The sequence below is a fragment of the Streptomyces longwoodensis genome, assembly GCF_001514125.1.
Lineage (GTDB): Bacteria > Actinomycetota > Actinomycetes > Streptomycetales > Streptomycetaceae > Streptomyces > Streptomyces longwoodensis.
In genome coordinates, this window is the sequence record NZ_KQ948549.1 from 914,383 (window position 1) to 939,142 (window position 24,760).

The window sequence follows — 24,760 nt, forward strand, 5'->3', positions numbered from 1 at the left end:
GCATGGCGCCACCTGGGCCAGGAACGGGAGACAACGATGATCCACGAGGTGGACGAAGTCATCGAACGGCTCCTCAAAGGAGGCGCGCTGGCCGGCTCCGGCGTCGACGTCTCCTTCGAGGCCCCGACCCGCGACTGGGCCGCCCGGCGCAACACCACCGCGGTCAACGCCTACCTGTACGACATCCGTGAGGACGTGCGGCGGCGGCACCGTGGCTCGGCCCCGGTCGAGGACGACCGTGGCATCGTGCGGAAACGGCGCCAGCCGCCGCGCTGGTTCCGGCTCTCGTACCTCGTCACGGCCTGGACGAAGCAACCGAAGGACGAACACCGGCTGCTTTCGGCGGTGTTGGCGACCTTGCTGCCCCGTGAGCTGATCCCGGCCGAAGAACTCCCAGGCGCGCTGGGTGCGTTGCGTTTGTCGATGCCCCTCACGGTCGCCGGTCTCCAGACCGAGGCGCGGTCGCTGGCGGAGATCTGGTCCGCGCTCGGCGGGGAACTCAAGCCGTCCCTGGACCTGGTGGTGACCGCGCCGTTCCCGGCCTACCCCGAGTACGACGTCGGGCCGCCGGTCACGGACGGCGCCGCGGTGCGGGTACACGCGATCGGCGGCAGCACGCAGGACGCGCCGGAGCGGCTGCACCGGCCACACCAGGTGGCAGAGGCCGCGGCGGCCAGGGCGGCCGCACGCGGTCTGCCGGGCCGGCACGGGTCGGACGCGACGGCGGCCGGCCCCCCGAATCCGGAGCCCGCACCGAAATGACCCCGCACACCTCCGCGCTCTCCGAAGACGCACCCCCGCGCTCCCGCGACCCCTTGCCGGACGCCTCCCGCGCGCTGATCGCTCGGCTCGCCCCCATCCGAGACCAGGCCGCCCTGCTGGTGGAGCGGCGCAGCGCCACCGACCCCACCGCGGACGACCCCCTGCGCGGCCTGTACCTCACCGAGGACGCGGTACGGCACCTGCTGGGCCGCGCGAACACGGAGCCCGCGGACGCCCCGGCGCCTGCCGCCACGACGGCGGGCGGCGACCGGCTCGCCCGGCTCGCGCAGCGACACGCGCTCACCGAACTGGACACCGCCCTGCTCCTGATCGCCCTGGCACCCGATGTCGACCGCGCCTTCGAGGCGCTGTACGGATACCTGAACGACGACGTGAGCCGCCGCCGAGCCACCACCGGACTCGCTCTCGACATGTGCGGGGCACCCGTGCACCTGGCGTGGGCGCGGGCCAGGTTCCATCCGTCGGCCCCCCTGCGCGCCCTCGGACTGCTCGACGTCGAGGAGCCGGAACGGCCGTTCCTCAGCCGGACGCTGCGCGTCCCCGACCGCCTCGTGGCTCATCTGCTGGGCGACGACACCCCGGACGCCGCCCTCGCCGCGCACCTGCGCCCGCTCGAAGAGCCCTCGGGTCCCTACGACGAGGAGTTCACGCGCCGACTCGCCGCGCGCCTGAGCGCCGCTCCACTCGTCGCCTACCTGCGTGAACACCGCCCGGGCGACGGACCGGCCCTCGCTGCGGCGGCGCTGGGCGCGGCGGGACTCGACGCGCTGCACGTCAGCGCCTCCGGCGGCGTGCCGCTCCCCGAGCTGCTCCGTGAGGCCCGGCTGCGCGGCTGCGCGCTCGTCGTGTCCCGGCTCCCCGACGAACCGGCCCCGCTGGTCCGGGAGTTGACCACCCCCGACATCCCGGTGCTGTTCGCCGGTGAGCGGCCCTACGACGCCCAGTGGTGCGACCGTGACCCGCTGGTCCTGGAGGTGCCGCGCCGCGCGGCGGGGACCGGGGCCCAGTGGTCGGCCGCACTCGGCGAGGCACCGGGCTTCGAGCTGGCGGCGGCCGTGGCGCCGTACCGTCTCGGCGCCGACGGGATCGCCCGGGTCGCGCGGGCCGCCCGGGAACTCGCCGCGTTCGACGGGACCGCGCTGACCGCCGCCCATCTGCGGCTGGCCGCCCGCCAGCAGTCCGCGTCCGGTCTGGAGCGGCACGCCCGCCGCATCAGGCCCGACGTCGGCTGGGCGGACCTCGTCCTGCCGGACGAGCCGCTGGCCCAGTTGCGGGAACTGACCCTGCGCGCCCGCCACCGCGACCGCGTCCTCGGCGACTGGCGGCTCAGCGCGGGCGGCGGGAGGGGTCGCGGCGTCCTGGGGCTCTTCGCCGGCGAGTCCGGCACCGGAAAGACCCTGTCGGCCGAGGTCGTCGCCGCCGAACTGGGTCTCGACCTCTACGTCGTCCAGCTCTCCTCGACCGTCGACAAGTACGTGGGCGAGACCGAGAAGAACCTGGAGCGCATCTTCACCGAGGCCGACCGCACCGACGCCGTCCTGCTGTTCGACGAGGCCGACGCCGTCTTCGGCCGGCGCTCCGAGGTCAAGGATTCCCACGACCGCTACGCCAACATGGAGAGCGCCTATCTGCTGCAGCGCCTGGAGTCGTTCGACGGGATCGCGCTGCTGACCACCAACCTGCGGGCCAACATCGACGAGGCGTTCACCCGGAGACTGGACCTGGTGGTCGACTTCCCGTTCCCCGACGTGCGGCAGCGACTGGCGCTGTGGCGGCACAGCCTGGCCGGGGTGCCGTGTGCGGCGGACGCCGACCCGGGCAGGTGCGCCCGCGACTTCGAGCTGGCGGGCGGGTCGATCCGCAGCGCCGTCGTCACCGCGGCCTACGCCGCCGCCGGCCGCGGTGAACCGGTCACCACCGCCGACCTGCTGGAGGGGGCCCGCCGCGAGTACCGCAAGGCGGGCCGCCTGGTGCCGGGCGAGGGCAGCTGGTAGCGGACGCGGATCTCACCGGACGTCAAGGGTGCACGATCGTCCACTGCGGGGCGGTCGGGTTGACGAGCTGCCACCTCTGGGCCTCGCCCTCGACGCAGTCCCTGATGACGAGCCGGTCGTGATTCCCCCTGACGCTGGTGCCCGCCATGTCCAGGCAGGAACCGTGGCTGGCGAAGTTGCGGATCCAGTAGGTGTCCTCGTCCTGCTGGTCCAGCCACCACAGCTGGTTGTCCCCGGTGGTCCCGTTGCAGCCGTACGTGAACACCGCGCTGGCCGCGGGCTTGGCCCCCAACCCGTTGAGGTCCATGCAGAGCCCGCCCTTGACCTGGCGTATCTGGAACAGGGCGGTGTCCCCGGGGCCGCCCTTCGGCTGCACCACCTCGATGTTCCAGCGTTCGTTCCTCCCGGAGCCCGGATCGCAGGTGTCAGCCGTGACCAGATCGCCCCGCTGGGGCTCGGCCACGTCCGGGACGTCCGCGCACCGCTTGACCGACCGGAGTCGGAGCAGGACGTTGGTCACGGTCCGCTGGCCGGTCTCCTTCTTGGCCTTCGGAGAGGTGGTCGCGTCGCCGCTTCCCCCGCCTTTCTTGCCGCCGCCCCCGCCCGCGTCGCCCCGCGGAGGGTCTTCGGGTGCCTGCTCCAGCGGCGGCTCGGCGGTCGGCTCCGCGCCGGGCGGCGACGGCGCGTCGGCCACGTCGGTCTTCGCGGCGTCGGGCGGCGGCAGGGTGCTGACGCCGGCTTGCTGGAGCTGCTCCACGGCCGCGGTGCGGACCTGCGGCTTGTAGGCGATCCAGAGCATCGCGATAGTGATGGCCAGGGCCAGGGCGACGCCCAGGGAGGTGGCGAGCCAGCCGGGCAGGAACCCCCGCTGGACATAGGTGCCGTCGACCTCCAGCGGCGCCGTCCCCGACCGCTGCACGGTCAGCGTGTAGGGACGCCGCTGCTTCGAGCCGAACCAGATGACCTGGCGTGGCTTGAGGGTCGCCCGCACGAACGCGGCACGTCCCGGCTCGATCTGCACATGGCCCGGAACGAGGTCGTACGAAAGATCGTCACCGTTGTCGGCGCCGCTGACGGACGCCGTCAGGGTGGTGTTGCCGAGGTTGTCGACGGCGAGCCGGGGCCGTCCGCGCAAGCGGCCCTTGACGGTGGGCGGCACCAGCTCCGCGCGGACCTCGCTGAACGGCGTGATGGTGAGGTTCCCCTCGGGGACGGTGACCGCCTCCGGATGCTCGGTGGGTGTGACGCGTACGGCGTACGGATGGGGGCCCGCTGCCGCGTCGGGTGTGCGCGGCGGCGCGAACGTCAGCTCCACCGCCCCCGTCGTCCCTGGGTAGAGCCGGAGCGTCGCCGGTTCCACGGTGGTCCACGGTGCGGTGTCGCCGACCGCCTCGAAGCGGTACTCGTCGACGACGTCACCGGTGTTGCGCAGCCGCAGCCGCACGGTGGTGGTGCCGCCCGGGTCCACGGTTGCGGAGGCGGGTTCCAGGGAAGTCCATAGGCTCACGCCGCGACGCTACGCGGACACGCGAGCGCCGGTCAGAGGCCGTGGGGCAGCCGCGCGGGCAACGCCGCTGCCCTCGAACCGGTACCGCAGGACGTTCCCGGGAGCCGGCCCGCGACCCAGGCTTGGTGACGACCTGTTTGGAACCCCGAGGAGTGCCGAGTATGCCGTCCTACCTGTCGCCGGGCGTCTACGTCGAGGAAGTGGCCAGCGGCTCCCGCCCCATCGAGGGGGTGGGCACCTCGGTGGCGGCCTTCGTTGGTCTCGCACCGACCGGCCCGCTCAACGAGCCGACGCTGGTGACCAACTGGACCCAGTACATCGCGTCCTTCGGCGACTTCACCGAGGGGTACTACCTGGCGCACAGCGTCTACGGCTTCTTCAACAACGGCGGCTCGGCCGCTTACGTCGTCCGGGTCGGCGGCGTCCCCGCAGGCGCGTCCGGTGACTCGGCCGCCCCCGACACGGCAGTGAACGGCTCCTCGACCCCCGCGGCGCTGCCGCCCGGCGAGCCGCAGCGGCTGGGCACCTTCACGGTGACGGCCGCCGCCCCCGGTTCGCTGAGCGTCGAGGTGGCCGACCCGGAGGGCGACGGCCCCGCCGAGCGGTTCAGGCTGATCGTCAAGGACGGCGGCAAGGTCGCCGAGACCTTCGACGTGACCGCCAAGAAGGGCGGCCGCAACTACGTCGTCACGCAGGTGAGGGAGCAGTCCCAGCTCATCACCGTCCAGGAGGCCGCACCCGTCGGACAGTTGGCCCGGCCCGAGAACCAGACGGTGGCCCTGCCGGCCCCCGCGCCCGCGCCGCTCGCCCCGACCGGGACGGACACCGCGCATCCCGGCCCCGCCGAGTACCTCGGCGACTCCGCCGACCGCACCGGCTTCGGCGGTCTGGAGGCGGTGGACGAGGTCTCGATGGTCGCCGTGCCCGACCTGATGGCCGCCTACCAGCGTGGCGCGATCGACCTGGAAGCGGTCAAGGCCGTGCAGCTCGGACTGATCGCGCACTGCGAGCTGATGGGCGACCGCGTCGCCGTCATCGACCCGCCGCCGGGCCTGAACGCCCGTCAGATCCGTGTCTGGCGCCAGGAGACGGCCGGCTACGACTCCAAGTACGCGGCCCTGTACTACCCCTGGATCAAGGTGTTCGACCCGGCCACCGGCCAGTCCCGGACGATGCCCCCGAGCGGCCACATCGCCGGGATCTGGGCCCGCAACGACTCCGAGCGCGGCGTGCACAAGGCGCCCGCGAACGAGATCGTGCGCGGCGCGGTGGACCTGGAGATGCAGATCACCCGCGGTGAACAGGACCTGCTCAACCCCGTCGGCGTCAACTGCGTCCGCGCCTTCCCCGGACGCGGCATCCGGGTCTGGGGCGCCCGCACCCTCTCCTCCGACCCGGCCTGGCGCTATCTGAACGTGCGCCGCTACTTCAACTACCTGGAGGAGTCGATCCTGATCGGCACCCAGTGGGTGGTGTTCGAGCCCAACGACCAGCACCTGTGGGCCCGGATCCGGCGCAACATCTCTGCCTTCCTCGTCAACGAGTGGCGCAACGGCGCCCTCTTCGGCTCCCGGGCCGAAGAGGCCTACTACGTCAAGTGCGACGAGGAGACCAACCCGCCGGAGTCGGTCGACCTGGGCCGGGTCGTCTGCGAGATCGGCATCGCACCGGTCAAGCCGGCCGAGTTCGTGATCTTCCGGCTGGCCCAGTTCTCCAGCGGCAGCGGGGAGCTGGAGGAGTAGCGGATGACACCTCCTCCCACCCCCCGTACCGCAAGTAGCACGTATCCCTTGGAAGGACAGAGCACGGATGAGTCTGCAGCCGGGTGACGCTCTCACCTCACACAATTTCGGCCTCCAGATCGACGGCGTGATGGTGGAGTACCTCGCGGAGGTCAGTGGCCTCAGCCTCGAACAGGACGTCATCGAGTACCAGCAGGTCTCCTCGCAGGGCAGGGCGGTGACGAAGAAGCTGCCGGGCGTGAAGAAGGCGGGCACGTGCACCGTGGTCCGCGGTATGACGCAGTCGGCCGCCTTCAACCAGTGGATCAGCGAGTCGGTCGCCGGGAACATGGGCAGCGCCCGCAAGAACGCCACCATCCTGGTGATGGACTACCAGGACAACCCCGTCAAGCGCTACAACATGCGCAACGCCTGGTGCAGCAAGGTCGACACCAGCACGGTGAAGGCCGGTGAGGCGGCCGCGCTCACCGAGACCGTGACCATCACGTTCGAAGAACTGGTCATCGAGTAATGCGTCGTTCGGCACGCGGGGCGGGGGCGACGATCGCCGAGCCGGACGCGGTCCCGGCCGCCGGAGCCGCACGGCACGAGGCCGCTGCGGCGACGGTGCCGGGCCGGCAGACCGGCGCTCCAGCCGCCATCCCGGCACCCCAGCGGCTGCTCACGGAGTTCGCCTTCGAGCTGCCCCGCGGATTCGTCGACGAGGCCGGAGTCCTGCACCGGGAGGGAACCATGCGGCTCGCGACCGCACGGGACGAACTGATCCCGCTGCGGGACCTGCGGGTGCAGGAGAACCCGGCCTACCTGTCGGTGGTCCTGCTCGGCCGGGTGATCACCCGGCTGGGCACGCTGGCTGTGGTGCACGACGGGGTGGTGGAGAACATGTTCGCCTCCGACCTCGCGTTCCTCCAGGACTTCTACCGGCAGATCAACGCCGAGGGCCACACCCGGGCGGGTGTCACCTGCCCGCACTGCGAGCAGCCGTTCGAGGTCGAACTCGGCGGGAGCCGCCTGGGGGAATCGTGATGTACGCGACCGACCGGCTGCACGAGGAGATCGCGTACATCGCCTACCACTTCCACTGGAGCCTGGAGGAGATCCTGGACCTCGAACACCGTGAGCGCCGCCGTTACACCGAGCAGATCGCCGGGCTCGTCGCCCGTGCCTCGATGGAGGGGTGAGGGTGTGGGATTTTTCGGTCGGCTCAGGAACGCGCTGACAGGTGAACCGGCGCAGGGCAGGGAGCGGTCGACGGGCGGGGCGGAAGGGGGCACCGGAGCGGTTCGGCCCGCTCCGGAGCTGCCCCGGCCGGCCGGATGGCCCACGCTGCCCCCGCTCCAGCGGGTGCTCACCGACACGGCCGGGCCGGTCGCGGACGCGGGGTTCGGCGGTCGGCTGACCACTTGGCGCAACCCGTCGTTCCGCGGCGACATGTCCCACGCCGTGCTCGCCGAGGCACCGTGCGGCCTGGTCAGGAACGCGCTGACGACGTCGGCCGTACCCGGCTCCGGGCTGGAACAGCCCACTCTCACCCTGCCGGTGGTGCCCTACGGCGAGACGCGCATCCCGGTCCAACGGGCGGCCCTTCCGCTGCGGGTGTCCCGCCCGACCGGCGTCGCGGTCACCCCGGCCCAGCCCTCGCCCACCCCGCCGACCACCCTGACCAGGTCCCGGCAGGCGGTCCCGGCGCAGCGCCGGGCACTGCCGACGGCCCGCCGGCCGACGCCGGCCGCCGACAGCCGAGGTGCACCGGCGCCTTCGGCTGCAACGGCCACCGGCCCGGACCGTGAGCCCTCGGACGGCCCCACCCCGACCACGGCCCTGGCCCAGGCCCCGGCTGCGGGGGAGGGTGCGTCCCGCTCCTCGGGCACATCGTCGGCCACCGTTCAGCGGACTGCCTCCACTCCCGCGATCTCTGAGGAGGCGGCGCCTGGAGGTTCGGTCTCGGTCCAGCGGGGCGCGGTAGTGGGGCGTACGGCTTCCCCGGCGTCCGGGGACACGTCCGCGGACTCGTTCCGGGCCCCGATGGCCGAGGCTGCGTCGGCCTCCGTCCAGCGGAGCACGGCGCCGGAGTCGTCCAGTGACTCGGGTGCGGTTCCCGTGGCCGGCGTGTCAGGAAGGGCGTCGTCAGCCGGTGCGGTCGCGCCGGTTCGGGGGAGTGAGGCAGGCCGGACGGTGAGCACCCCGGTCGACTCGGCGGCCCCGCCCCTCGCTCCGGCTCCCACTGCCCGTGAGAACCACCCGAACACGCCCGGGAAGCAACCAGCAGCGAGTACGCAGACCCCGGTCCAGCGCAGTGCTGTCGACCGTGCTTCCGGGACAAGGCCCGGCCCTTCGGCAGACACCAACTCCGCCTCGGCGTCCGCGACCGCGTCACACCACACACCGCCGGCCGGTCGGCAGGCCCCCGCGGACACCGGTCCCCTCCGCGGCGCGCGACGCGCGGGGCTCGGCGCACCGACGTCCAGCGGCCCGGCCCCGACCGTGCCTGTGGAGCGGCCGCATTCCCGGCCCGCCGACGAGGCGACTGCGGTGGCATCCCGGTCCTCCAGCACGGCGGGCCCGGTCCAGCGCAGTGGGCCCGTCAGCACGAGGAGCCAGGCCGAACCGCCCACGGCGCCGACCCATGGCCCACGGCGCACGTGCCTCGGCACACCGGTGTCCGGCGGACCGGCCTCGGAGGCAGCAGAATCCCACAGCACGTCACCAGCCGGTCCCGTCGCCCCGGTGCAGCGCCGCACCGCCGACGACGTACGGCGTGCGGGGCTCGGCGCACCCACGGTCGTCGACGCAGCCTCGATCCTGGCCCTGCCCGCACCTTCCGAGCACTTGTCTGATTCGTCCGGTCGGCCCGGCAGCCACGGCGGGACACAGACAGCACCCGGCCGTCCCCCGCTGCCCACCCCCTCGGCGCCGACACCCACGCCGACCACGGGTCCAGGTCCGCAGCCGCACAGACCTCCGGCTGTCGCCACGGCCCCGGTTCAGCGAAGCACCTCCGACAGCGCAGGTTCCGTACCGATCAACAGGGCCGTCGCCGCCCTCACCAAGCCCGGCCGTGTCGACGCCGGGATGCCCCACCAGCCGACGCCGCCCGAAGCCGGCGCCGTCCCGGGCACGGTGAGCGGATCGGCGCCCCCGGCACCGGACGCCCCCCACACGGCTCAGCGCACCGGAACACCCCTCCCCGTACCCGCGTCACCACCACGGCCGCACAGGCCCGCAGTTCACCGTGCTGCCGCTCCAGGCGCCCCCGTCGTGTCCGCACACGACCCAGACCACCGGACGAGGAAGACCGGTGGAGGCACGGGCCACCCCCAGCCCGTGCCTCCACCCCTGCGTGCGCTCACTCCCGAACGAGCGCTCCGAGCGCCGACCTCCGCCGTCCCGCCCGCACCGGCCCCCGTTGGCCGCCTCCACCGACAGGCCGGGGCAGCCGTACCCCTGCGCCGCGCCCTTACTGGTCCGACGCTGCGACGCACCCTCTCGCCAGGCGCCGACGCTGCCTTCCCACCCCACCAACAGGGCAGGGCAACCACGCCTCGACCACGCGCCACCGAGCAACCATCGGTCCAGGGGGCCGCACTTCACCCACGCACCGCCGAGCAACCCCCAGTCCAGCGCACCGCACTTCACCCGCGCACCGCCGCGCATCCAACAGCCCAGCGTGCCCTCAGCCCGCTTACCGATTCCCCGTCGCCCGCCGTCCTACCGGGCATGGTCTCCTCCGCCCCCGCTCTCCCCGTCCAGCGCATGACCGCCGCCCCTGCTCCGCTGACCCCTCGCACCGGCTACCACCCCGCCCGTCTCCCCAACGGTGGAGAACCCCGCCGGACCGGACCCCACCCCGCCCCCACAAACGACCCGGCCCCGGCACCGCCCCCTGAGCCGACCGGCGTTCCCGAGCCGTCCGCCCGGCGTCTCGCCGTTCAACGGCTCGATCCCGGGCCGTCCCCCCGACGTCTCACAGCTCAACAGCTCGCTCACCACGAGCCGAAGACGCACGGCGAGGCGTTCCCGGTCCGCTCGGCAGGTCCACGCGCACCCGTGCGACCACCCGCCGGCGCCGACACACCCGTCCCTCTGCAGCGCGCCCCGATGCCCGTTGTCACCCCTGTGCCGCCTCAGCCCGCCGCCTCCGCCCTGCCGGTGCAGCGCTTCCCGTCCACCCCGCACGTACCGCCCACCAACCATCCCGCACCGGTTCCCGCACCCGCACCCGCGGCTACGCCTGCGCCAAGTCCGCCAGTCGTCCAGCGCGTCCCCGAAGCCACACCGAACAGGACGTCCGCCATACCCACCTCGCGCAGAACCCCGCAGCCGGCGCCGAGGCACACCGGCTCCCCTCCGACCACGGCCGCTCCCGCCCATCGGCCCCCACCCCCCACCCCCGCCCCCGTCTTCGACCCCCGTTCCCTGACCGATTTCCAGCTCGACGACCTCACGCACCGGCTCGTCGGCCGGATCACCCGGCAGTTGCGGACCGAACTGAGGCTCGACCGGGAGCGCGTCGGAAGGCTCCGCGATCCGCGCGACTGAGCCGACACCCGACCCCTTCCCCTTCCTCTTCCCCTTCCCCTTCTTCGTCCCACGGCCCGACCGGCCGGTTGCTTCCCAGAAAGGCCCACCCGATGCCCCGCGATCTCGACCCGGGATCCACCGTCTTCTTCACTCTCACCATCGACGGCGAGAGCCTCGGCTACTTCAACGGGTGCGAAGGGCTGGCCTCCACGGTGGAGATCGAGCAGCGCCAGGAGGGCGGGAACAACGGGTTCGTCTGGCAGCTCCCGTCCCGGGTCACGTTCTCGACGATCCGCCTGACCCGGCCCCTGACTCCCGACACGGCGAAGGTCGCGGCCTGGATCTCCTCCGTGAGCACGGGCATCACCCGGCCCACCGGCCAGATCGCGGCCCTGCGCGCGGACGGCTCGGAGGTGGCGCGCTGGGGGCTGATCGACGTGCTCCCGGTCAGCTGGCAGGGGCCCTCCCTCGATCCGGCGAGTCCCGCCGTGGCGACGGAGGTTCTGGAAATCACGCATCACGGGTTCACGGACTAGGGGCGGGCGCACATGGCAGGCAAGGCGGGAAGAGGCGGCGCGGGCAAGAGCCTGGTGCGGGCCTCGCTGGCCATTCACGAGCCGCCGATCGGCCGCAGCACCACCCCGGGCGCGCTGATCAAGAACTTCACCTTCGGGTTCAACCCGTCCCAGCTCGCGCTCAGTCGGCAGGCGCAGTGGAAGAGCACCCCGACCGCCGCGGTCCGCGACGGTTCCGTACCGGAGTTCATGGGGCCCGAGCCGCGACAGATGACGGTGGAGATCTTCCTGGACTCCTCCGCCGACCCGGACGGCAACACCGTGCTGAAGAAGGTGGAGGCACTGTTCTCGTGCTGTGAGGTGACCGCGAAGAGCATCGCCGCCAAGCAGCCCTCCACCCCCTGGGTCGTCTTCCAGTGGGGATCCTTCTCGACGGCCCGCTTCACCGCGTACGTCTCCTCCGTGGACGCCGCCTACTCCCTGTTCGGCACGACCGGAGTGCCGATCCGGGCCACCTGCCAGGTGCGGCTGCACGAGATACCCAGCCGGACCAGGGGACAGAACCCCACCTCGGGAGCGCTCACCGCGCGGCGGGTGCACCGCGTCGTCGCGGGCGACACGCTGCAGTCGCTGGCGTGGCGGGAGTACGGCGACGCGAACGTCTGGCGGGCCATCGCCGAGGCCAACGGCATCGACGACCCGTCCCGGCTGCGGACCGGCACGCAAGTGGTGCTCCCGGCGGCCGAAGAGGTGGCCGGTCACTGATGGCGCAGGCGTCCTTCTCCAACGTCGTCCATGTCTCGATCGGCGGCGCCAAGCTCCCGGACCACATCGCCGACGATCTCGTCGGGGCGTGGGTGGACCTCGGGGCCGGCGTCCCCGGCGCGTTCCGGCTCACCTTCCGGGACCCGCACGGCCTGCTCCTGGGCGAGCTGAGCGTACGGTTCGGCACCAAGGTGGTCGTGGCACCGGTCGCGGACAGCCAGGGCGCGGCATCGCCGCTGCTCACCGGCGAGGTGACCGGCATGGAGACCGACTACGACGGCACCGGCACGTTCACCGTGATCCGCGGCTACGACCTGGGCCACCGTCTGATGCGGCAGCGCCGGGTCGCCGCGTACCGCAACCAGACGGCCGCCGACATCGCCCGCAAGCTGGCCGCGCGCAGCGGCATCGCGATCGGCAGGGTGCAGCCGACCAGGACGGTCTACGAGTTCATCAGCCAGTCGAACGTCACCGACTGGGACTTCCTGGCCCGGCTCGCGGACGAGAACGGCATGGTGATGTCGCTGGACTCCCAGGGCGGGTTCCGGTTCGTCGAGGCCGCGCCGGCGTCCGGAGCCCCACCGACCAGCACCGACGGCGACAAAAGCCCGTTCGTGCTGCACGCCGGACAGGACGTGCTGCGCTGCCGGGCCGCGGTCACCTCCGCTGACCAGATCGGCAAGGTCGAGTCACGGGGCTGGGACGTCACCACGAAGAAGACGCTCACCTCGACGGCACCCACCACGAGCACCCCGGCCGCCCTCATCGGCACCACTCCGGGCGCGGCCGCCTCGGCGTTCCCGCCCGGGAAACTGGTCGAGACCCAGACGCCGTACGACCGCCAGGCCGAGGTCGGCCACGCCGCCGACGCGCTCGCAGACGACGTCGCGTCCTCCTTCGCCGAGCTGGAGGTCACCGTGCGCGGCAACCCGAAGCTGCGCCCCGGTGTGCCGGTCACGCTCAGGGACGTGGGCGCCCCCTTCGAGGGCAAGTACACGGTCACCTCCGTACGGCACGTCTTCGGCGACGACAGCCACTATCAGACGTGGGTGACCGTCAGCGGCCGGCAGTGGCGCTCCCTGTACGGGCTCGCCTCCGGCGCCGGCGGCACTGCCGCGCCAAGGCTGCCGAGCGTGGCCAACGCCCTGGTCACCGACGTGCAGGACCCGCTGAAGCAGGGCCGGGTGAAGCTGCGGTTCCCGTGGCTGGACGACACCTACGTCAGCGACTGGACCCGCACCGTGCAGTGGGGCGGCACGTCAGGCGGCGGGATCTTCCCGCTGGACGTCGGCGACGAGGTGCTGGTGGCCTTCGACCGAGGGGCCCTGGACCATCCGTTCGTCATCGGCGGCCTCTACAACGGCCGGGACGTGCCGACCCCTGTCCCGGACGTGCCCCTGCACGACGGACTGCGGCACAAAGCCATCCGGCACACGCTGTCCGACCGGGACGGGAACCGGGTGGACCTGCTCAGCCAGACCACCGGCGCCCGCCGGCAGGGCGTGCGTGTCGCGAGCGGCGACGGCCGGCTCACCATCAACCTCGACCGGACGAAGACCGAGATCACGGTGGACAGCAAGGGCTCCGTCACCATCAAGGGCGGCAGGTCGGTGTCCGTGGAGGCGGGCACCGACCTCACGCTGAGCGCGCGGCGGTCCCTGACCATCAAGAGCGGCGGCCCCCTCACCCTCCAGGGCAGGGGCCTGGTCAACCTCAGGTCGCTCGCCGGGGCCGTCAACGTGGACGCGCTGGGCGCGCTCAGCCTCAAGGCGGCGGGCGCGGCGACGGTCACCGCGGGAGGGACCGTCCAGGTCAACTCCGTCGCCAACGTGGGCATCCGGGCCGCCACGCTGACGCTGCAAGGTGTCGTGCTGGTCAACAACAAGCCGTATCCGATCCCGTGACGGCGAGGGTGCGACGCGGACCACGCTGTACCCGAGAGCGGCCGGGTCCATGAAATTCCGTGAAGTCCATGACGTGCGTGATGTCGGTGAAGTCCGCCATGAGCGGGAGAGGGAGCGGGTGGTCTGCTGATGGCCGAGCAGTTCGTCGGGGCCGGCTGGGCGTTCCCCCTGCGCATCGGGCCGACCGGGGGCATCGCCCTGGTCAGCGGGGAACGGGAGATCGAGGAGGCCATCCGGCTGGTGCTGTCCACCGCGCCGGGGGAGCGGCCGATGCGGCCCGAGTTCGGTTGCGCCATCCACGACCTGGTGTTCGCGCCGGTCAACGAGGCCACCGCGGGCCGCATCCAGCACGAGGTGTACGTCAGCCTCGACCGGTGGGAGCCCCGGATCGAGGTGACCGAGGTGGAGGTCACCGCGAGCACCGGCCAGGGGGTGCTCTTCATCGACGTCCGCTACGCGATCCGCGGCACCAACAACCCGCGCAGCCTGGTCTTCCCGTTCTACGTCATCCCCTCCCACGACGAGCCCGGCGACGGCGGCTCGGACAACTCCCCGGAAGGCCCCCGCTGATGGCCCTGCCCTCCCCGAACCTCGACGACCGGCGCTTCCAGCAGTTCGTCGACGACGCCAAGCGCTACATCCAGCGGCGCGCCCCCGAATGGACCGACCACAACGTCTCCGACCCGGGTATCACCTTCGTCGAGACGGTCGCCCACATGGCGGACCAGATCGTCTACCGGCTGAACCGGGTGCCGGAAAGGAACCACGTGGCCTTCCTCGACCTGGTCGGCATCCGGCTGTTCCCGCCGTCGGCCGCCCGCGCCGACGTCACCTTCTGGCTCTCCGCCCCGCAGGAGGAACCGGTGGTGCTGCCCGTCGGCACCGAGGTCGCCACCGCCCGCACCGAGAGCGAGGAGGCGGTCGTCTTCGCGACCGAACGCGAACTGGTCGTCGTACCCAGCGCGTTGCGCCACCTCATGGTGCAGCGCCAGGGCGAGCCCGTCACCGACATGACCGCCGATCTCGCCGAGGCGAAGGACGTGATGTGCTTCGCCGAGGCCCCACGTCCCGGTGACTGCATGCTGCTCGGGCTGGACGCCGCCGTGCCGCACTGTGCGGTGGCGCTGGGGCTGGACAGCCGCGTCGACGGCGTCGGCGTCGACCCCCGGCAGCCGCCGCTGGTGTGGGAGGCGTGGACCGAGGACGGCTGGGCGGCCTGCGAGGTGGACCGGGACGGCACCGGCGGCCTCAACCGGCCCGGCGAGGCGGTCCTGCTGGTTCCCGGCGGGCATGTGCTGTCCCGCACCGGCGGGCGGGAGGCCGGCTGGCTGCGCTGCCGGGTCACCGAACCGCTGCCGGGCCAGCCCTTCTACACCACCTCGCCGACCGTGCGTTCCGCCGAGGCGTTCACCGTGGGCGGCACCACCGGTGTGGTGCACGCCGAGACCGTGTACGACGAGACCCTCGGCGAGTCCACCGGCCTGCCCGGCCAGCGCCTCCGGCTGGCCCACGCACCCGTCGTCGGCGACGATCCTCCGGTACTGCTGCAGTGCGCCGAGGACGACGGCTGGCAGGACTGGGACGTCGTACCCCACTTCGCCGCCTCCGGACCGCACGACCGGCACATCACCGTCGACGCCACCACCGGGGAGATCGCCTTCGGCCCGGCGGTCCGGGAACCCGACGGCACCCTGCGCCAGTACGGGGCCGTGCCCCCGCAGGGCGCGGTCGTACGAGTACGCCGCTACCGGGTCGGCGGCGGGCGGGCCGGGAACGTGGCCCGCGGCGCGATACGGGTGCTGCGCACCTCCGTCCCGTACGTCTCCTCGGTCGTCAACCGGGAAGCGGCACGGGGCGGGGTCGAGGGGGAGACGGTGGAGGAGGCCAAGACCCGGGCCCCGATCACCCTGCGGGCCCAGGAACGCGCGGTGACCCTGCGCGACTACGAGGAACTCGCGCGGCGTGCCGCCCCGGAGACGGCCCGCATCTCCTGCCTGGAGGGCGAGGAGAGTGAGCACGGGGCGTACGCGGTACGGGTGCTGGTGGTCCCGCAGGCGGTAGCCGACCCGGGCGGCAGGCTGCGCTTCGAGCAACTGGTCCCTGGGGACGGTCTGTTGCGGCGTATCACCCGCTTCCTCGACGAGCGCAGGCTCATCGGGACCCGGCTGGCGGTGGGGCCGCCGTTCTACCAGGGCGTGACCGTCGTCGCGACGGTGCACGCCTTCCGGGACGTGGACGCCGACCGGGTGCGGCGGCAGGCGCAGGACGCCCTCTACCGCCACCTCGACCCGCTGACCGGGGGTGCGGACGGCACGGGCTGGCCGTTCGGCCGACGGGTCCAGGCGGGCGAGATCTTCGCGGTGCTGCAGCGGGTGGCCGGTGTGGAGCTGGTCGACGAGGTGCTGCTGCACCCGGCGGACCCGTTGACCGGGAAGCGGGGCGAGGCGACGGACCGGATCGACCTTGACCCGGCGGCGCTGGTGTTCTCCTTCGACCACCGGGTGCGCGTGATGGGGGACGGCGCATGAGTGCGAGGGGGTCCGTCGACGGGCTGAGGTCCTCCGCGCCGCTCGGCGAGCTGCTACCCGCCGTGTTCGCCGACGACGACCTGGCGCAGCGTTTCGTCGCCGGGCTCGATGAGGTGCTCGCCCCGATCCTGAACGTCCTGGACTGCCTGGACTCCTACTTCACCCCCGCGCTCGCCCCGGCGGACTTCACCCGCTGGCTCGGCGGGTGGGTCGGCGCCGAGACCGACGGCACGGAGCCGGAGGAGTGGCTGCGGGCCGCGGTGGCGGCCGCCGCGCGGCTGCACCGGGTCCGCGGCACGCGGCGCGGCCTGGCCGAGACGGTCCGGCTGGCCCTCGGCGTGGAGCCCGAGATCAGCGAGAGCGGAGCCGCCGACTGGAGCGCCGGGCCGCTCGGCGCCGTCCCCGGCGAGCCCCGGCCACGGCTGCACGTCATCGTGCGGCTGCCCGACCCGACCCCCGCGGACACACACCGGCTCGACAGCCTCGTCGCCGCGGCCCGCCCCGCCCACATGCCCTACACGGTCCAGGTGACCGCCGCGGAAAGGACTCCCGAGAGATGACCAGCCAGCCCCCCGCCACCGGTGCGGCCAGGGACGGGGCAGCGCGCTGTGCCGACTGCGGCACCCGGGCGGCGCCCGGCCAGTTCTTCTGCGACTCCTGCGGCGCCGTGCTGCGCTGGGCCCGTCGCACAGCGCGCGACGGTACGGCCGACGACGCCCGCGAGCCGGACGAACTGCCCACGGAGCCGGCGCCCGCTGCCGGGGACACGAATCCGCCGGAAGCCGGCGGGACACCGGCGACCGTGAACAGCGACCGGCCACCGCGCCCGGCCCTCCACGACGAGCCGGACACCACGCTCGGGGACAGCGCGTACGCCGACGTCCTGGCCTCGTTCGGCGAGGCTCCCGCGCGAGGTACGCCCGCCCCGGAACCGGACGGCCCCCCGTCACGCCCACCTGCCTCCGGCGAGCCCGAACCGGACATGCCCGCGAACAGCACGCCGGACGCGACCGGCCCGGACATGAACGCACCGGGCATGAACGCACCGGGCATGAACAGCCAGGCCAACGACCCGCAGCCGGTCAGATCAGCCCACGACGGAACCCACACCGACCGGCCCGACGACGACGCACCCACCGCACAGGCGCCCGCGGCACCCGGCGCCTCCAGTACCCCGGACGACACCATCGCACGGGCCAGATCCCTGCTCGTACCCGTGGCCGACCCCCAACGCCAGGCCGCAGCAACCCCGTCCGTCCCTCCCGTACTGCCAGGCCGCCCCGACGCGGACCGGCCGCAGGTCCGCGCGCCCGGCCAGGCACCCGAGACCGACGGCGGCACGCCCTGCCCGTGGTGCGCCACACCCAACCGTCCGGACCGCCACTTCTGCCGCCTGTGCGCGATGCCGCAGTCCCAGGATCCCCAGGCCACCGGCCCCCGCCCGTGGTGGCGCCGCATGCTGGACCCGCGCAACCGCCAGACGCCGTGGGCGGGCGACCGGCCACGCCTGAAGCGGGGTTTCGGGTACCTGATGACCTGGGCGCTCTGGGCGGTCCTGCTCACCCTCCTGATCACCGCCGTCGTCAACGCCGACAACGCCGTCAGCGCGGTGCGCGACCACTTCACCAAGCGCGGCCCGGTCGGACCGGACAGCGTCGAAGCCTCGCGCTCCTATCCGCGGCACGGTCCGGAACTCGCCTTCGACAAGCTCAACAACACCTGGTGGGGCCCAGGGGTCAACCAGTCCGGCGCGGGGGAGTGGATCGAGGCCCGCTTCGACCAGCCCACCCGGCTGCTCGACATCATCATCACCCCCGGCGTCTCCACACACGCCGACCAGCTCTCCGAGTCGGCCCTCCCACGACGCGTCGAGGCCGTCATCACCACCGCGGACGGCAAGGAGGAATCCCGCTTCCTCACCCTCGACCAAGCCGCAGGAGGCCAGCGCCGCGCCTTCCGTGCCGGCGAGGTCACCGCCGTACGCCTCATCGTGCGCTCGTCCTACGCCGCCTCCGCCGACAAACAAGTCGCCATCGCCGAGATCGAGTTCTTCGGCCCGTCGAACACCAGCAGAAACCAGTGAAGCCGTCCTCGGGATGCGCCCCAACCAGGTACCCGGGAAAGGCGATTGAGTACGCGCACTCAGGCCGGGGGCCCACGGCGGACCCGAGGATGAAGGCAACCCCAGACACGAGGAGCCAGCGATGTCCGCCATCCACCCGACCGTCAGCCCGTCGCAGGACGCACGGCCGGACACCCCGCAAGCCGCAAGCGGCCGCAGGCTGCCCGCCGTTCTCGCGGTGGCCGTCGCCGCGGCGCTCGTGGCGTCGGCGTTCGGTGCCAAGGACCCGACCACCTGGGTGCTGGAGACGGTCTGGGTGATGGTGGGCCTGCCCCTGGCGGTCCTGCTGCGTCGACGCTTCCCGCTGAGCGGCCTGCTGTGCGTGCTGCTGGCCGCGCACGCGCTGGTCCTCATCGTGGGCGGGCACTACACCTACGCGGAGGTCCCCGCCGGAGACTGGGTCCGCGGCCGGCTCGGCCTGGACCGCAACCCCTACGACCGCTTCGGCCACCTCATGCAGGGCTTCGTCCCGGCGATCCTGGTCCGCGAACTCCTCGTTCGCACCTCGCCGTTGCGCGGCAGCCGCTGGCTGGCTCCGTTGACCGTCTGCGCCTGCCTCGCCTTCAGCGCGGTCTTCGAAATGCTGGAGTGGGCAGCGGCCGTAACCGGCGGCCACTCCGCCGACGCCTTCCTGGCCACCCAGGGCGACGTCTGGGACACCCAGTGGGACATGTTCTGCGCACTGATCGGCGCGACCTGCTCACTGCTGCTCCTCAGCCGCCTGCACGACCGCAGCCTCACCCGCCTGACGCTTCCCGCGAAGGACTGAACCGCTCCCTCAGCCCGACGGGGTGGGGCGGGTCGCTCCCGCGCTCGGTGGTGTCGTGCGCATTCCCTCGAGGAGGGCGGCGAGGTAGCGGTGTGCGGTGTCGACCCGGTCGGCGTGGCTACCGCCGTGGACGCTCACGGCATGGGCGATGCCGCACATGAGCGGGACGAGATCGGCGGCGGCGAGGTCGGGACGGACCACTTCGGCATCGCGGGCCCGGGCGAGAAGGGTGGCGCCGGCCGACGCGAGCGACGTCTTGAGCTCCGTGGTGCGCGGCACGGCGTCGGTGGCCGGGGCGGCGACGGGAGGCAGGGCGGTGTCGCTGGCCTGCGCCTCGACGGTGTGGAAGAGAAAGCCCGTCATGCGAAGGTACGGCGCACCAGAGGCCACAGCAGCCGCAGGGCGGGCGAGACGATCTTCGGGTCGGTCATGTGGTTGACGACGAACGACGCCTCAACACCGCCCCGCATCTGCCGCTCGGCGAACATCGCCCCGACGTTGTTGACCAGCACCGTCAGCGGTCCCCCCGATCCGGACTCACCTGTCCAGTGCGCCAGTTGATGACGTACCGCCAGTGTCTCCACGGCCTCGGGCCCGTATATCTAACTGTTCAAAAGCCTTTGACAGGTTAGCACTCTCGTGCTTGCATGGTGGGCAACTAACCGGTTCAAGCATCTAAAGGGGTTAGGCATGAGCTCGGTGCACTACCGAACCGCCACCGTCGACGGCCACGAGATCTTCTACCGGGAGGCCGGCCCCGCCGACGCCCCCGCCATCGTCCTGCTGCACGGCTACCCGACCAGCTCTTTCATGTTCCGCGAGCTCATCCCGCTGCTGGCCGGGGACTACCACGTCATAGCGCCGGACCACCTCGGCTTCGGCCACTCCGCCGCTCCCTCGGCGAGCGAGTTCACCTACACCTTCGACGCGCTCGCCGAGCTCACCTCCGGACTGCTCGACCAGCTGGGCCTGGACCGCTTCGCCCTCTACGTCCAGGACTACGGCGCCCCCATCGGCTGGCGGCTCGCCCTCAAGCACCCCGAACGGATCTCCGCCCTGGTCACCCAGAACGGCAACGGCTACGAGGACGGCTTCGTCGAGTCGTTCTGGACGGACGTCTGGGCGTACGGGGCGAACCCCGGCGCCGACACCGAGCCGGCCGTCCGCACGGCGCTGGACCTCGAGGCCATCCGCTGGCAGTACACGCACGGCGTGCCCGACCCGAGCCGGGTGAGCCCGGACACCTGGGAGCACGACTTCGCCCTCGTCTCCCGCGAGGGCAACGACCAGATCCAGCTGGCGCTGTTCCGCGACTACCGGAACAACCGCCCGCTCTACCCGCTCCTGCACGAGTTCCTGCGGACCAGCGAGGTCCCCGTGCTGGCCGTGTGGGGCCGCAACGACGAGATCTTCGGCCCCGCGGGCGCGCAGGCCTTCGCCCGCGACGCCAAGGACGGGGAGGTGCACCTGATCGACGGCGGCCACTTCCTGTTGGAGAGCCACCTGGACGTCGTCGCGGGCTACCTCCGCGGCTTCCTCGGGCGGGTGCTGAGTCCGGCTGCGGCTTCGTAACTGATCGTTTCAGCTGTCGGGCCTGCCGTCGAAGGTCTCGCGCGCGTGCTCGATGGCGGGCATGTGGTCCGATGCCCAGGCCAGCAGTACGTCGATGGGGGCCCGAAGCGTCTTGCCGAGTGGGGTGATCCGGTACTGGACCGCTACCGGCCGGGTGGAGACGACCTCGCGCTCGATCACGCCATTGCGTTCGAGCCGCCGCAGTGTCGCGGTCAGCGACTTCTGGGTGACCTGGGGGATGGCCCGTCGCAGTTCGTTGAAGCGGCACGGGCGTTCGCAGAGCTCGTTGAGGACGCTGAGGGACCACTTGTCGAGGATCTGGTCGAGCAACTCGCGGTGCGGTGCCTCGATGCGGAGCTCGTCGGAGGTAGCCATGGCGAAACCTGGTCTCGTTGAAGTGTCCTTCTGCCACTAGGTAGCGTACAGATACCTACTGCGGAGGAGCGACTCATGACTGTGCAGCACTTCACCCCGGACGGCATGCTGCAACCGACCCCGTACCACCATGTCGCGGTGGGCACCGGAGCCAAGCACGTCCACGTCAGCGGTCAGATCGCGCGCCGGGCCGACGGGACCCCCGTCGCACCCGGTGATCTGTCCGGGCAGGTCGCCCAGGCGCTGCGCAACACCTCCGTCGGTCTGACGGGCGCCGGTGCGTCGTTCGCGGACGTCCTGCGGCTGACGTTCTACGTGACCCGGTGGAGCCCGGAGAAGATCGGCGATTTCATGGCAGGGGTCGAGTCCGTCGCCGACGAGATCGGGCTCCGCCTGCCCATGCCCCCGGCCTCCCTGATCGGCGTCGACCACCTCTTCGAGCCGGACGTCCTCGTGGAGGTCGAGGCGACCGCCCTTCTGGACGGATAGTGCCGAGCCGGGCGCGGACCGACGTCCGTGGCCGACTGGCCGGTGGCTCGGTGACGGTGAACTGGTGGCCCTCGGTAGGGAGGTTGAGCGACCGACTGACGACGCGTCCGCTCAGTACAGCGCGCGGTACCCCTGCCACCCAGTGGCGAGGGTGTAGGTCGCGCTGAACGTCCCGTCCCCCCAGCCCTTGTTGCGCAGCAGCTTGCCGTCCGTCGTGCGGGAGACCAGGTCGGGGAAGCCGTCCCCGGTCACGTCGCCGACCGCGACGATCGCGTTGCGCCCGGCGCCCCAGTCGCTGAAGAGCAGCGTCCGCGGCTCGAAGCCGCCCGCGCCATCGCCGTCGTAGCGCCACAGTTCGCCACCGGAGTCCCGGGCGATGAGGTCGCCGACGCCGTCACCGGTCACGTCGGCGGCGCCGACGAGGGTGTAGCCCTTCCAGCCGGTGCCGACGCGCACCCCCGGATCGAGGTGGCCCTGGGCGTTGGACCTGTACAGGTACAGGTAGCCGGTGGCGGCCTGGCGGGCCAGCAGGTCGGGGCGGTGGTCCCCGGTGAAGTCGTCGGCGGCGACGATCGCGTCGAAGCCGCCCCAGCCCGAGCCGACCAGGGTGCGCTCGGCGTCGGGCGGGAAGGCGCCGGTGCAGCCGCCGGAGTACCGGTACAGCTTGCCGTCGGTCGTCCGGCCGAGCAGGTCGGAGCAGCCGTCGCCGGTCAGGTCGCCGACGGGGACCAGCCGGGTGGCCGGGTCCCAGGCCGACCAGCCGCGGGCGCCGGCCGGCGCGCCCTCGGAGAAGCGGTGGGCCTCCAGGAGGCCGCCGCCGGTCATCGTGTACAGCTCGCCGTGGCCGTCGGCGTCCGCGTCGCGGAACGCTGAGCGGCCGCCGGTGAGCCGGAAGCTGCCCGTCGGCAGGGTGCGCACCGCGCCGCCGTCGCCCGGGTCCACCGTCATCGTCCAGTGGTACCGGCCGCTGACCGCCGTCCCGCCCGCATCGTCCTTGCCGTCCCAGGAGGCCAGGACGGCGGCGCCCTGGTGCGAAGTGCCGCTCAGAGTACGGACGGTGGCGCCGTACGCGTCCTGGATGGTGAGCTTCCAGGCCGCGGCGGGCCGGGTGAGCCGCCAACTGCCCTCCCACGTACGGTCGCCCGCCTGGCGCAGGTCCACGGCGGAGTCCGTGCGCCAGTCGAACAGGCTGATCCGCGACCGTGGCACCGCCACCGGCCGTACGTGGATCAGCTGCTCGCTGTCCGCGTAGGCGACGTGACCGCCGTACCGGTCGACGACCAGCCGGCTGATCGAGGCGCCTTCGGGGACGGTGAAGAACGGTGCGGTGGTGGCCGCATGACCGCCGCCGAGGTGGAAGTCGGTGAGCGTCACCGTCCGGTGGTCCGCGGCCTCCTGGACGAGGTAGCCGTCGCCGACCTTGGCACCCAGCGCCCCCGGGACGGGAACGTTCTTGCCGGTGCTGTGGTCCCAGACCCCGGCCTTGCCGGCCGCGGAGCAGCGCCAGTACAGCCACCGCCCGACCGCCTGCAGGTCGTCCGGGGCGCATCCCGAACCCAGGGTCACGGTCGCGGAGGTCGCCTTGGTGACCAGGTCGTAGGAGTTGACGGTGCCGGTGGTGCCGCCCGGTTTCCACAGCTTCGAGCCCCACAGGGACACCGCGGTGGCCGGCCGCGTGTGGATCTGTCCGGGCCACGGCACTTCCGGGTCGAAGGAGCCGACGCGCTGCGTCCCCCGGTCGTCCACGGCCACGTAGGAGCCGCCTGCCGCCACCACGTGGTCCGCCGACTCCCAGGAGAACGGGCCGAGTCCCGTCTCGCCCTGGGGCGCCCCGCCGCCGAGGGCGTCCTGTCCGCCGAGCGGCGTCATGAAGGCGACCCGGCCGTCGCCGAGCGGCCACAGCTCGGAGTAGAACGCGCTGCACGTCTGCTCGGCGGGGTCGACCCCCTCGCACGGGTAGTCCGTCCAGACGTGCGGGGCGGCGAGCTGCCGCGGCCCCGGCTGCGGGGTGCCGACGGCCGGGAGGTCGTACTCCCACAAGCCGCGTTTGGACTCGGGGTCGGCGGTGCCCAGCACGCTGAGCTTGCCGCCACCCAGGGCGAGGCCCTCGACGGCCGCCCTCCTGCCTTCCCGGGTGCCGAGCGGGAAAACGATCTCGTCGTCGGCCGCCCGTGGTGCGCCCGGCGCGGCGGCCGCGGTCGCCGGACCGAGCGTGACGCCGCCGACGCTCAGGACGACCGCGGTGGCGAGGGTGAGCGAGGTGCGTCTGATGGCGCGAGCAGTCATGTGGATCCCCCTGGTCGACGCGCGTCGCGTCGTCGTTGTGGGAGGTATGACCCGCCGAACGGCCTTTGGGTTGTACGTTTATGAATGTTCGTCAGGTGCGGTCATCCGGCACGCTCGTGTGCTGGTCCTCCGGCCGGGACGGCGGCGCGGGGGTGGTGCGCAGGACCTCGCGGGCCTGTTCGGCGGCGCGGACGATGCTCTCGCTGATGAAGTCCAGGAAGCGCGCGATGTTCTCCAGCCGGGCGGCGGCGGGCGTGTGGGCGCCGAGCACGGCGACGCCCTCGCGTGCGGTCTGCACGAGGTGGTCGTTGGAGCGCGCGCCGGCCAGGGTGGCCTGGTAGAAGAGTTCGTCGTCCACGATGTAGCGGTCGCGGCGGCGTTCGTCGCGCTCGCGCCGGACGAGGCTCTGGCTCTCCAGGAAGGTGATCGCCTTGGAGACGGAGGCGGCGCTCACCTGGAGCCGCTGGGCGAGCTGCGACGCGGTCAGGCTGCCCTCGTCGGTGGTGAACAGGCAGGTCAGCACCCGGGCCGTCATCCTCGGCAGGCCCGAGGACATCAGAGCGGTGGTGAGTGTCTCCTCGTACTCGGCCACGGCGTCGGCGTCGCGCCCGTGCGTCGCAGGGGCCGGCGCCGGACCCCGGGCGGCGGTCGTCCTGCGCCGCTGGGCGCGGCGTTCGGCGGCGCGGTGGGCCAGGTCCGCGCGGTACGAGGCGGGACCGCCGTTGCGCATGACCTCGCGCGTGATCGTCGAGGTGGGGCGGCCGAGCCGGCGGGCGATCTCGGCGTAGGGGAGGTCGTCGGCCAGCCCCAGGGCGATCTGCCGTCGGTCCTGCTGGGTGAGCCTGCCTCCCGGCATCGGGGTCTCCTCTGGTCGGTCGGGTGCCGGGT

The 24,760-nt window shown here is 72.6% G+C and carries 22 protein-coding genes; 16 read left to right on the forward strand and 6 right to left on the reverse strand.

Features of this window, described 5'->3' with window-relative positions; genetic code table 11:
* The first annotated feature begins 36 nt into the window (after positions 1 to 36).
* Both AQJ30_RS04200 and AQJ30_RS04205 read left to right on the forward strand, forming a co-directional pair.
* Complete coding sequence (locus AQJ30_RS04200) at positions 37 to 762, forward strand: Pvc16 family protein (RefSeq protein WP_067228580.1); 726 nt, start codon at positions 37 to 39, stop codon at positions 760 to 762.
* Positions 759 to 2,777, forward strand: coding sequence for an ATP-binding protein (locus AQJ30_RS04205; RefSeq protein ID WP_067228581.1), 2,019 nt, complete (start codon positions 759 to 761; stop codon positions 2,775 to 2,777). The genes AQJ30_RS04200 and AQJ30_RS04205 overlap by 4 nt, the downstream gene beginning before the upstream one ends.
* 22 nt (positions 2,778 to 2,799) lie before the next feature.
* On the opposite strand, the gene AQJ30_RS04210 is transcribed toward AQJ30_RS04205, so the two are convergent.
* On the reverse strand, positions 2,800 to 4,284 hold the full coding sequence (locus AQJ30_RS04210) for an RICIN domain-containing protein (RefSeq protein ID WP_079083790.1): 1,485 nt from the start codon (positions 4,282 to 4,284) through the stop codon (positions 2,800 to 2,802).
* Between the two features lie 161 nt (positions 4,285 to 4,445).
* Here AQJ30_RS04210 and AQJ30_RS04215 point away from each other — a divergent pair, with 161 nt between their 5' ends.
* The 12 genes from AQJ30_RS04215 to AQJ30_RS04270 all read left to right on the forward strand — a co-directional run bounded on the left by AQJ30_RS04215 (position 4,446) and on the right by AQJ30_RS04270 (position 19,150).
* On the forward strand, positions 4,446 to 6,026 hold the full coding sequence (locus tag AQJ30_RS04215; RefSeq protein ID WP_067228585.1) for a phage tail sheath family protein: 1,581 nt from the start codon (positions 4,446 to 4,448) through the stop codon (positions 6,024 to 6,026).
* A 67-nt stretch (positions 6,027 to 6,093) separates the two neighbouring features.
* Positions 6,094 to 6,537 carry a phage tail protein gene (locus AQJ30_RS04220; protein WP_067228587.1) on the forward strand — a complete coding sequence of 148 codons (444 nt, stop codon included), beginning with the start codon at positions 6,094 to 6,096 and terminating at the stop codon, positions 6,535 to 6,537.
* Positions 6,537 to 7,052, forward strand: a complete 516-nt coding sequence (locus AQJ30_RS04225) for a hypothetical protein (protein WP_067228589.1) — start codon at positions 6,537 to 6,539, stop codon at positions 7,050 to 7,052. Before AQJ30_RS04220 ends, AQJ30_RS04225 begins: the two co-directional genes overlap by 1 nt.
* Complete coding sequence (locus AQJ30_RS38655; RefSeq protein ID WP_342671613.1) at positions 7,049 to 7,207, forward strand: DUF6760 family protein; 159 nt, start codon at positions 7,049 to 7,051, stop codon at positions 7,205 to 7,207. The genes AQJ30_RS04225 and AQJ30_RS38655 overlap by 4 nt, the downstream gene beginning before the upstream one ends.
* A 3,450-nt stretch (positions 7,208 to 10,657) precedes the next feature.
* Positions 10,658 to 11,083 (forward strand): phage tail protein, encoded by a 426-nt coding sequence (locus AQJ30_RS04235; protein WP_067228593.1) that lies wholly within the window; start codon positions 10,658 to 10,660, stop codon positions 11,081 to 11,083.
* 12 nt (positions 11,084 to 11,095) lie between these two features.
* A complete protein-coding gene (locus tag AQJ30_RS04240; protein WP_067228594.1) occupies positions 11,096 to 11,827 on the forward strand; it encodes a CIS tube protein in 732 nt (243 codons plus the stop codon).
* Complete coding sequence (locus AQJ30_RS04245; protein ID WP_067228596.1) at positions 11,827 to 13,731, forward strand: VgrG-related protein; 1,905 nt, start codon at positions 11,827 to 11,829, stop codon at positions 13,729 to 13,731. The genes AQJ30_RS04240 and AQJ30_RS04245 overlap by 1 nt, the downstream gene beginning before the upstream one ends.
* Before the next feature lie 129 nt (positions 13,732 to 13,860).
* Positions 13,861 to 14,301 (forward strand): GPW/gp25 family protein, encoded by a 441-nt coding sequence (locus AQJ30_RS04250; RefSeq protein WP_067228598.1) that lies wholly within the window; start codon positions 13,861 to 13,863, stop codon positions 14,299 to 14,301.
* Complete coding sequence (locus tag AQJ30_RS04255) at positions 14,301 to 16,259, forward strand: putative baseplate assembly protein (protein WP_067228600.1); 1,959 nt, start codon at positions 14,301 to 14,303, stop codon at positions 16,257 to 16,259. The genes AQJ30_RS04250 and AQJ30_RS04255 overlap by 1 nt, the downstream gene beginning before the upstream one ends.
* Positions 16,256 to 16,819, forward strand: coding sequence for a phage tail protein (locus AQJ30_RS04260; protein ID WP_067228602.1), 564 nt, complete (start codon positions 16,256 to 16,258; stop codon positions 16,817 to 16,819). Before AQJ30_RS04255 ends, AQJ30_RS04260 begins: the two co-directional genes overlap by 4 nt.
* Entirely contained in the window at positions 16,816 to 18,342 is a 1,527-nt protein-coding gene (locus AQJ30_RS04265; protein ID WP_067228604.1) for an NADase-type glycan-binding domain-containing protein, read from the forward strand. The genes AQJ30_RS04260 and AQJ30_RS04265 overlap by 4 nt, the downstream gene beginning before the upstream one ends.
* Positions 18,343 to 18,463: 121 nt before the next feature.
* Positions 18,464 to 19,150, forward strand: a complete 687-nt coding sequence (locus tag AQJ30_RS04270) for a DUF2238 domain-containing protein (RefSeq protein ID WP_067228606.1) — start codon at positions 18,464 to 18,466, stop codon at positions 19,148 to 19,150.
* Between the two features lie 9 nt (positions 19,151 to 19,159).
* On the opposite strand, the gene AQJ30_RS04275 is transcribed toward AQJ30_RS04270, so the two are convergent.
* Both AQJ30_RS04275 and AQJ30_RS36490 read right to left on the reverse strand, forming a co-directional pair.
* Complete coding sequence (locus tag AQJ30_RS04275) at positions 19,160 to 19,513, reverse strand: SbtR family transcriptional regulator (RefSeq protein ID WP_245726795.1); 354 nt, start codon at positions 19,511 to 19,513, stop codon at positions 19,160 to 19,162.
* Complete coding sequence (locus AQJ30_RS36490) at positions 19,510 to 19,662, reverse strand: hypothetical protein (protein ID WP_169808448.1); 153 nt, start codon at positions 19,660 to 19,662, stop codon at positions 19,510 to 19,512. The genes AQJ30_RS04275 and AQJ30_RS36490 overlap by 4 nt, the downstream gene beginning before the upstream one ends.
* A 178-nt stretch (positions 19,663 to 19,840) precedes the next feature.
* Between AQJ30_RS36490 and AQJ30_RS04280 the strand changes: the two genes are divergently transcribed.
* A complete protein-coding gene (locus AQJ30_RS04280; protein ID WP_067228607.1) occupies positions 19,841 to 20,722 on the forward strand; it encodes an alpha/beta fold hydrolase in 882 nt (293 codons plus the stop codon).
* Between the two features lie 9 nt (positions 20,723 to 20,731).
* On the opposite strand, the gene AQJ30_RS04285 is transcribed toward AQJ30_RS04280, so the two are convergent.
* Positions 20,732 to 21,097, reverse strand: coding sequence for a winged helix-turn-helix transcriptional regulator (locus AQJ30_RS04285; protein ID WP_067228609.1), 366 nt, complete (start codon positions 21,095 to 21,097; stop codon positions 20,732 to 20,734).
* Positions 21,098 to 21,172: 75 nt separating this feature from the next.
* On the opposite strand from AQJ30_RS04285, the gene AQJ30_RS04290 reads away from it, so the two are divergent.
* Positions 21,173 to 21,586, forward strand: a complete 414-nt coding sequence (locus AQJ30_RS04290) for a RidA family protein (protein ID WP_067228611.1) — start codon at positions 21,173 to 21,175, stop codon at positions 21,584 to 21,586.
* Positions 21,587 to 21,697: 111 nt separating this feature from the next.
* On the opposite strand, the gene AQJ30_RS04295 is transcribed toward AQJ30_RS04290, so the two are convergent.
* Together AQJ30_RS04295 and AQJ30_RS04300 are read right to left on the reverse strand one after the other, a co-directional pair.
* Positions 21,698 to 23,872 (reverse strand): FG-GAP-like repeat-containing protein, encoded by a 2,175-nt coding sequence (locus tag AQJ30_RS04295; protein WP_067228613.1) that lies wholly within the window; start codon positions 23,870 to 23,872, stop codon positions 21,698 to 21,700.
* Positions 23,873 to 23,963: 91 nt separating this feature from the next.
* Positions 23,964 to 24,728, reverse strand: a complete 765-nt coding sequence (locus AQJ30_RS04300; RefSeq protein ID WP_067228615.1) for a helix-turn-helix domain-containing protein — start codon at positions 24,726 to 24,728, stop codon at positions 23,964 to 23,966.
* Positions 24,729 to 24,760: the final 32 nt, after the last annotated feature.

Excerpts from the sequence above, each read along its gene's own strand:
- AQJ30_RS04200 (WP_067228580.1), top strand. The coding sequence starts at position 37 with ATGATCCACGAGGTGGACGAAGTCATCGAACGGCTCCTCAAAGGAGGC.
- AQJ30_RS04205 (WP_067228581.1), top strand. The coding sequence starts at position 759 with ATGACCCCGCACACCTCCGCGCTCTCCGAAGACGCACCCCCGCGCTCC.
- AQJ30_RS04215 (WP_067228585.1), top strand. The coding sequence starts at position 4,446 with ATGCCGTCCTACCTGTCGCCGGGCGTCTACGTCGAGGAAGTGGCCAGC.
- AQJ30_RS04220 (WP_067228587.1), top strand. The coding sequence starts at position 6,094 with ATGAGTCTGCAGCCGGGTGACGCTCTCACCTCACACAATTTCGGCCTC.
- AQJ30_RS04225 (WP_067228589.1), top strand. The coding sequence starts at position 6,537 with ATGCGTCGTTCGGCACGCGGGGCGGGGGCGACGATCGCCGAGCCGGAC.
- AQJ30_RS04235 (WP_067228593.1), top strand. The coding sequence starts at position 10,658 with ATGCCCCGCGATCTCGACCCGGGATCCACCGTCTTCTTCACTCTCACC.
- AQJ30_RS04240 (WP_067228594.1), top strand. The coding sequence starts at position 11,096 with ATGGCAGGCAAGGCGGGAAGAGGCGGCGCGGGCAAGAGCCTGGTGCGG.
- AQJ30_RS04245 (WP_067228596.1), top strand. The coding sequence starts at position 11,827 with ATGGCGCAGGCGTCCTTCTCCAACGTCGTCCATGTCTCGATCGGCGGC.
- AQJ30_RS04250 (WP_067228598.1), top strand. The coding sequence starts at position 13,861 with ATGGCCGAGCAGTTCGTCGGGGCCGGCTGGGCGTTCCCCCTGCGCATC.
- AQJ30_RS04255 (WP_067228600.1), top strand. The coding sequence starts at position 14,301 with ATGGCCCTGCCCTCCCCGAACCTCGACGACCGGCGCTTCCAGCAGTTC.
- AQJ30_RS04260 (WP_067228602.1), top strand. The coding sequence starts at position 16,256 with ATGAGTGCGAGGGGGTCCGTCGACGGGCTGAGGTCCTCCGCGCCGCTC.
- AQJ30_RS04265 (WP_067228604.1), top strand. The coding sequence starts at position 16,816 with ATGACCAGCCAGCCCCCCGCCACCGGTGCGGCCAGGGACGGGGCAGCG.
- AQJ30_RS04270 (WP_067228606.1), top strand. The coding sequence starts at position 18,464 with ATGTCCGCCATCCACCCGACCGTCAGCCCGTCGCAGGACGCACGGCCG.
- AQJ30_RS04275 (WP_245726795.1), bottom strand. The coding sequence starts at position 19,513 with ATGACGGGCTTTCTCTTCCACACCGTCGAGGCGCAGGCCAGCGACACC.
- AQJ30_RS04280 (WP_067228607.1), top strand. The coding sequence starts at position 19,841 with ATGAGCTCGGTGCACTACCGAACCGCCACCGTCGACGGCCACGAGATC.
- AQJ30_RS04285 (WP_067228609.1), bottom strand. The coding sequence starts at position 21,097 with ATGGCTACCTCCGACGAGCTCCGCATCGAGGCACCGCACCGCGAGTTG.
- AQJ30_RS04290 (WP_067228611.1), top strand. The coding sequence starts at position 21,173 with ATGACTGTGCAGCACTTCACCCCGGACGGCATGCTGCAACCGACCCCG.
- AQJ30_RS04295 (WP_067228613.1), bottom strand. The coding sequence starts at position 23,872 with ATGACTGCTCGCGCCATCAGACGCACCTCGCTCACCCTCGCCACCGCG.
- AQJ30_RS04300 (WP_067228615.1), bottom strand. The coding sequence starts at position 24,728 with ATGCCGGGAGGCAGGCTCACCCAGCAGGACCGACGGCAGATCGCCCTG.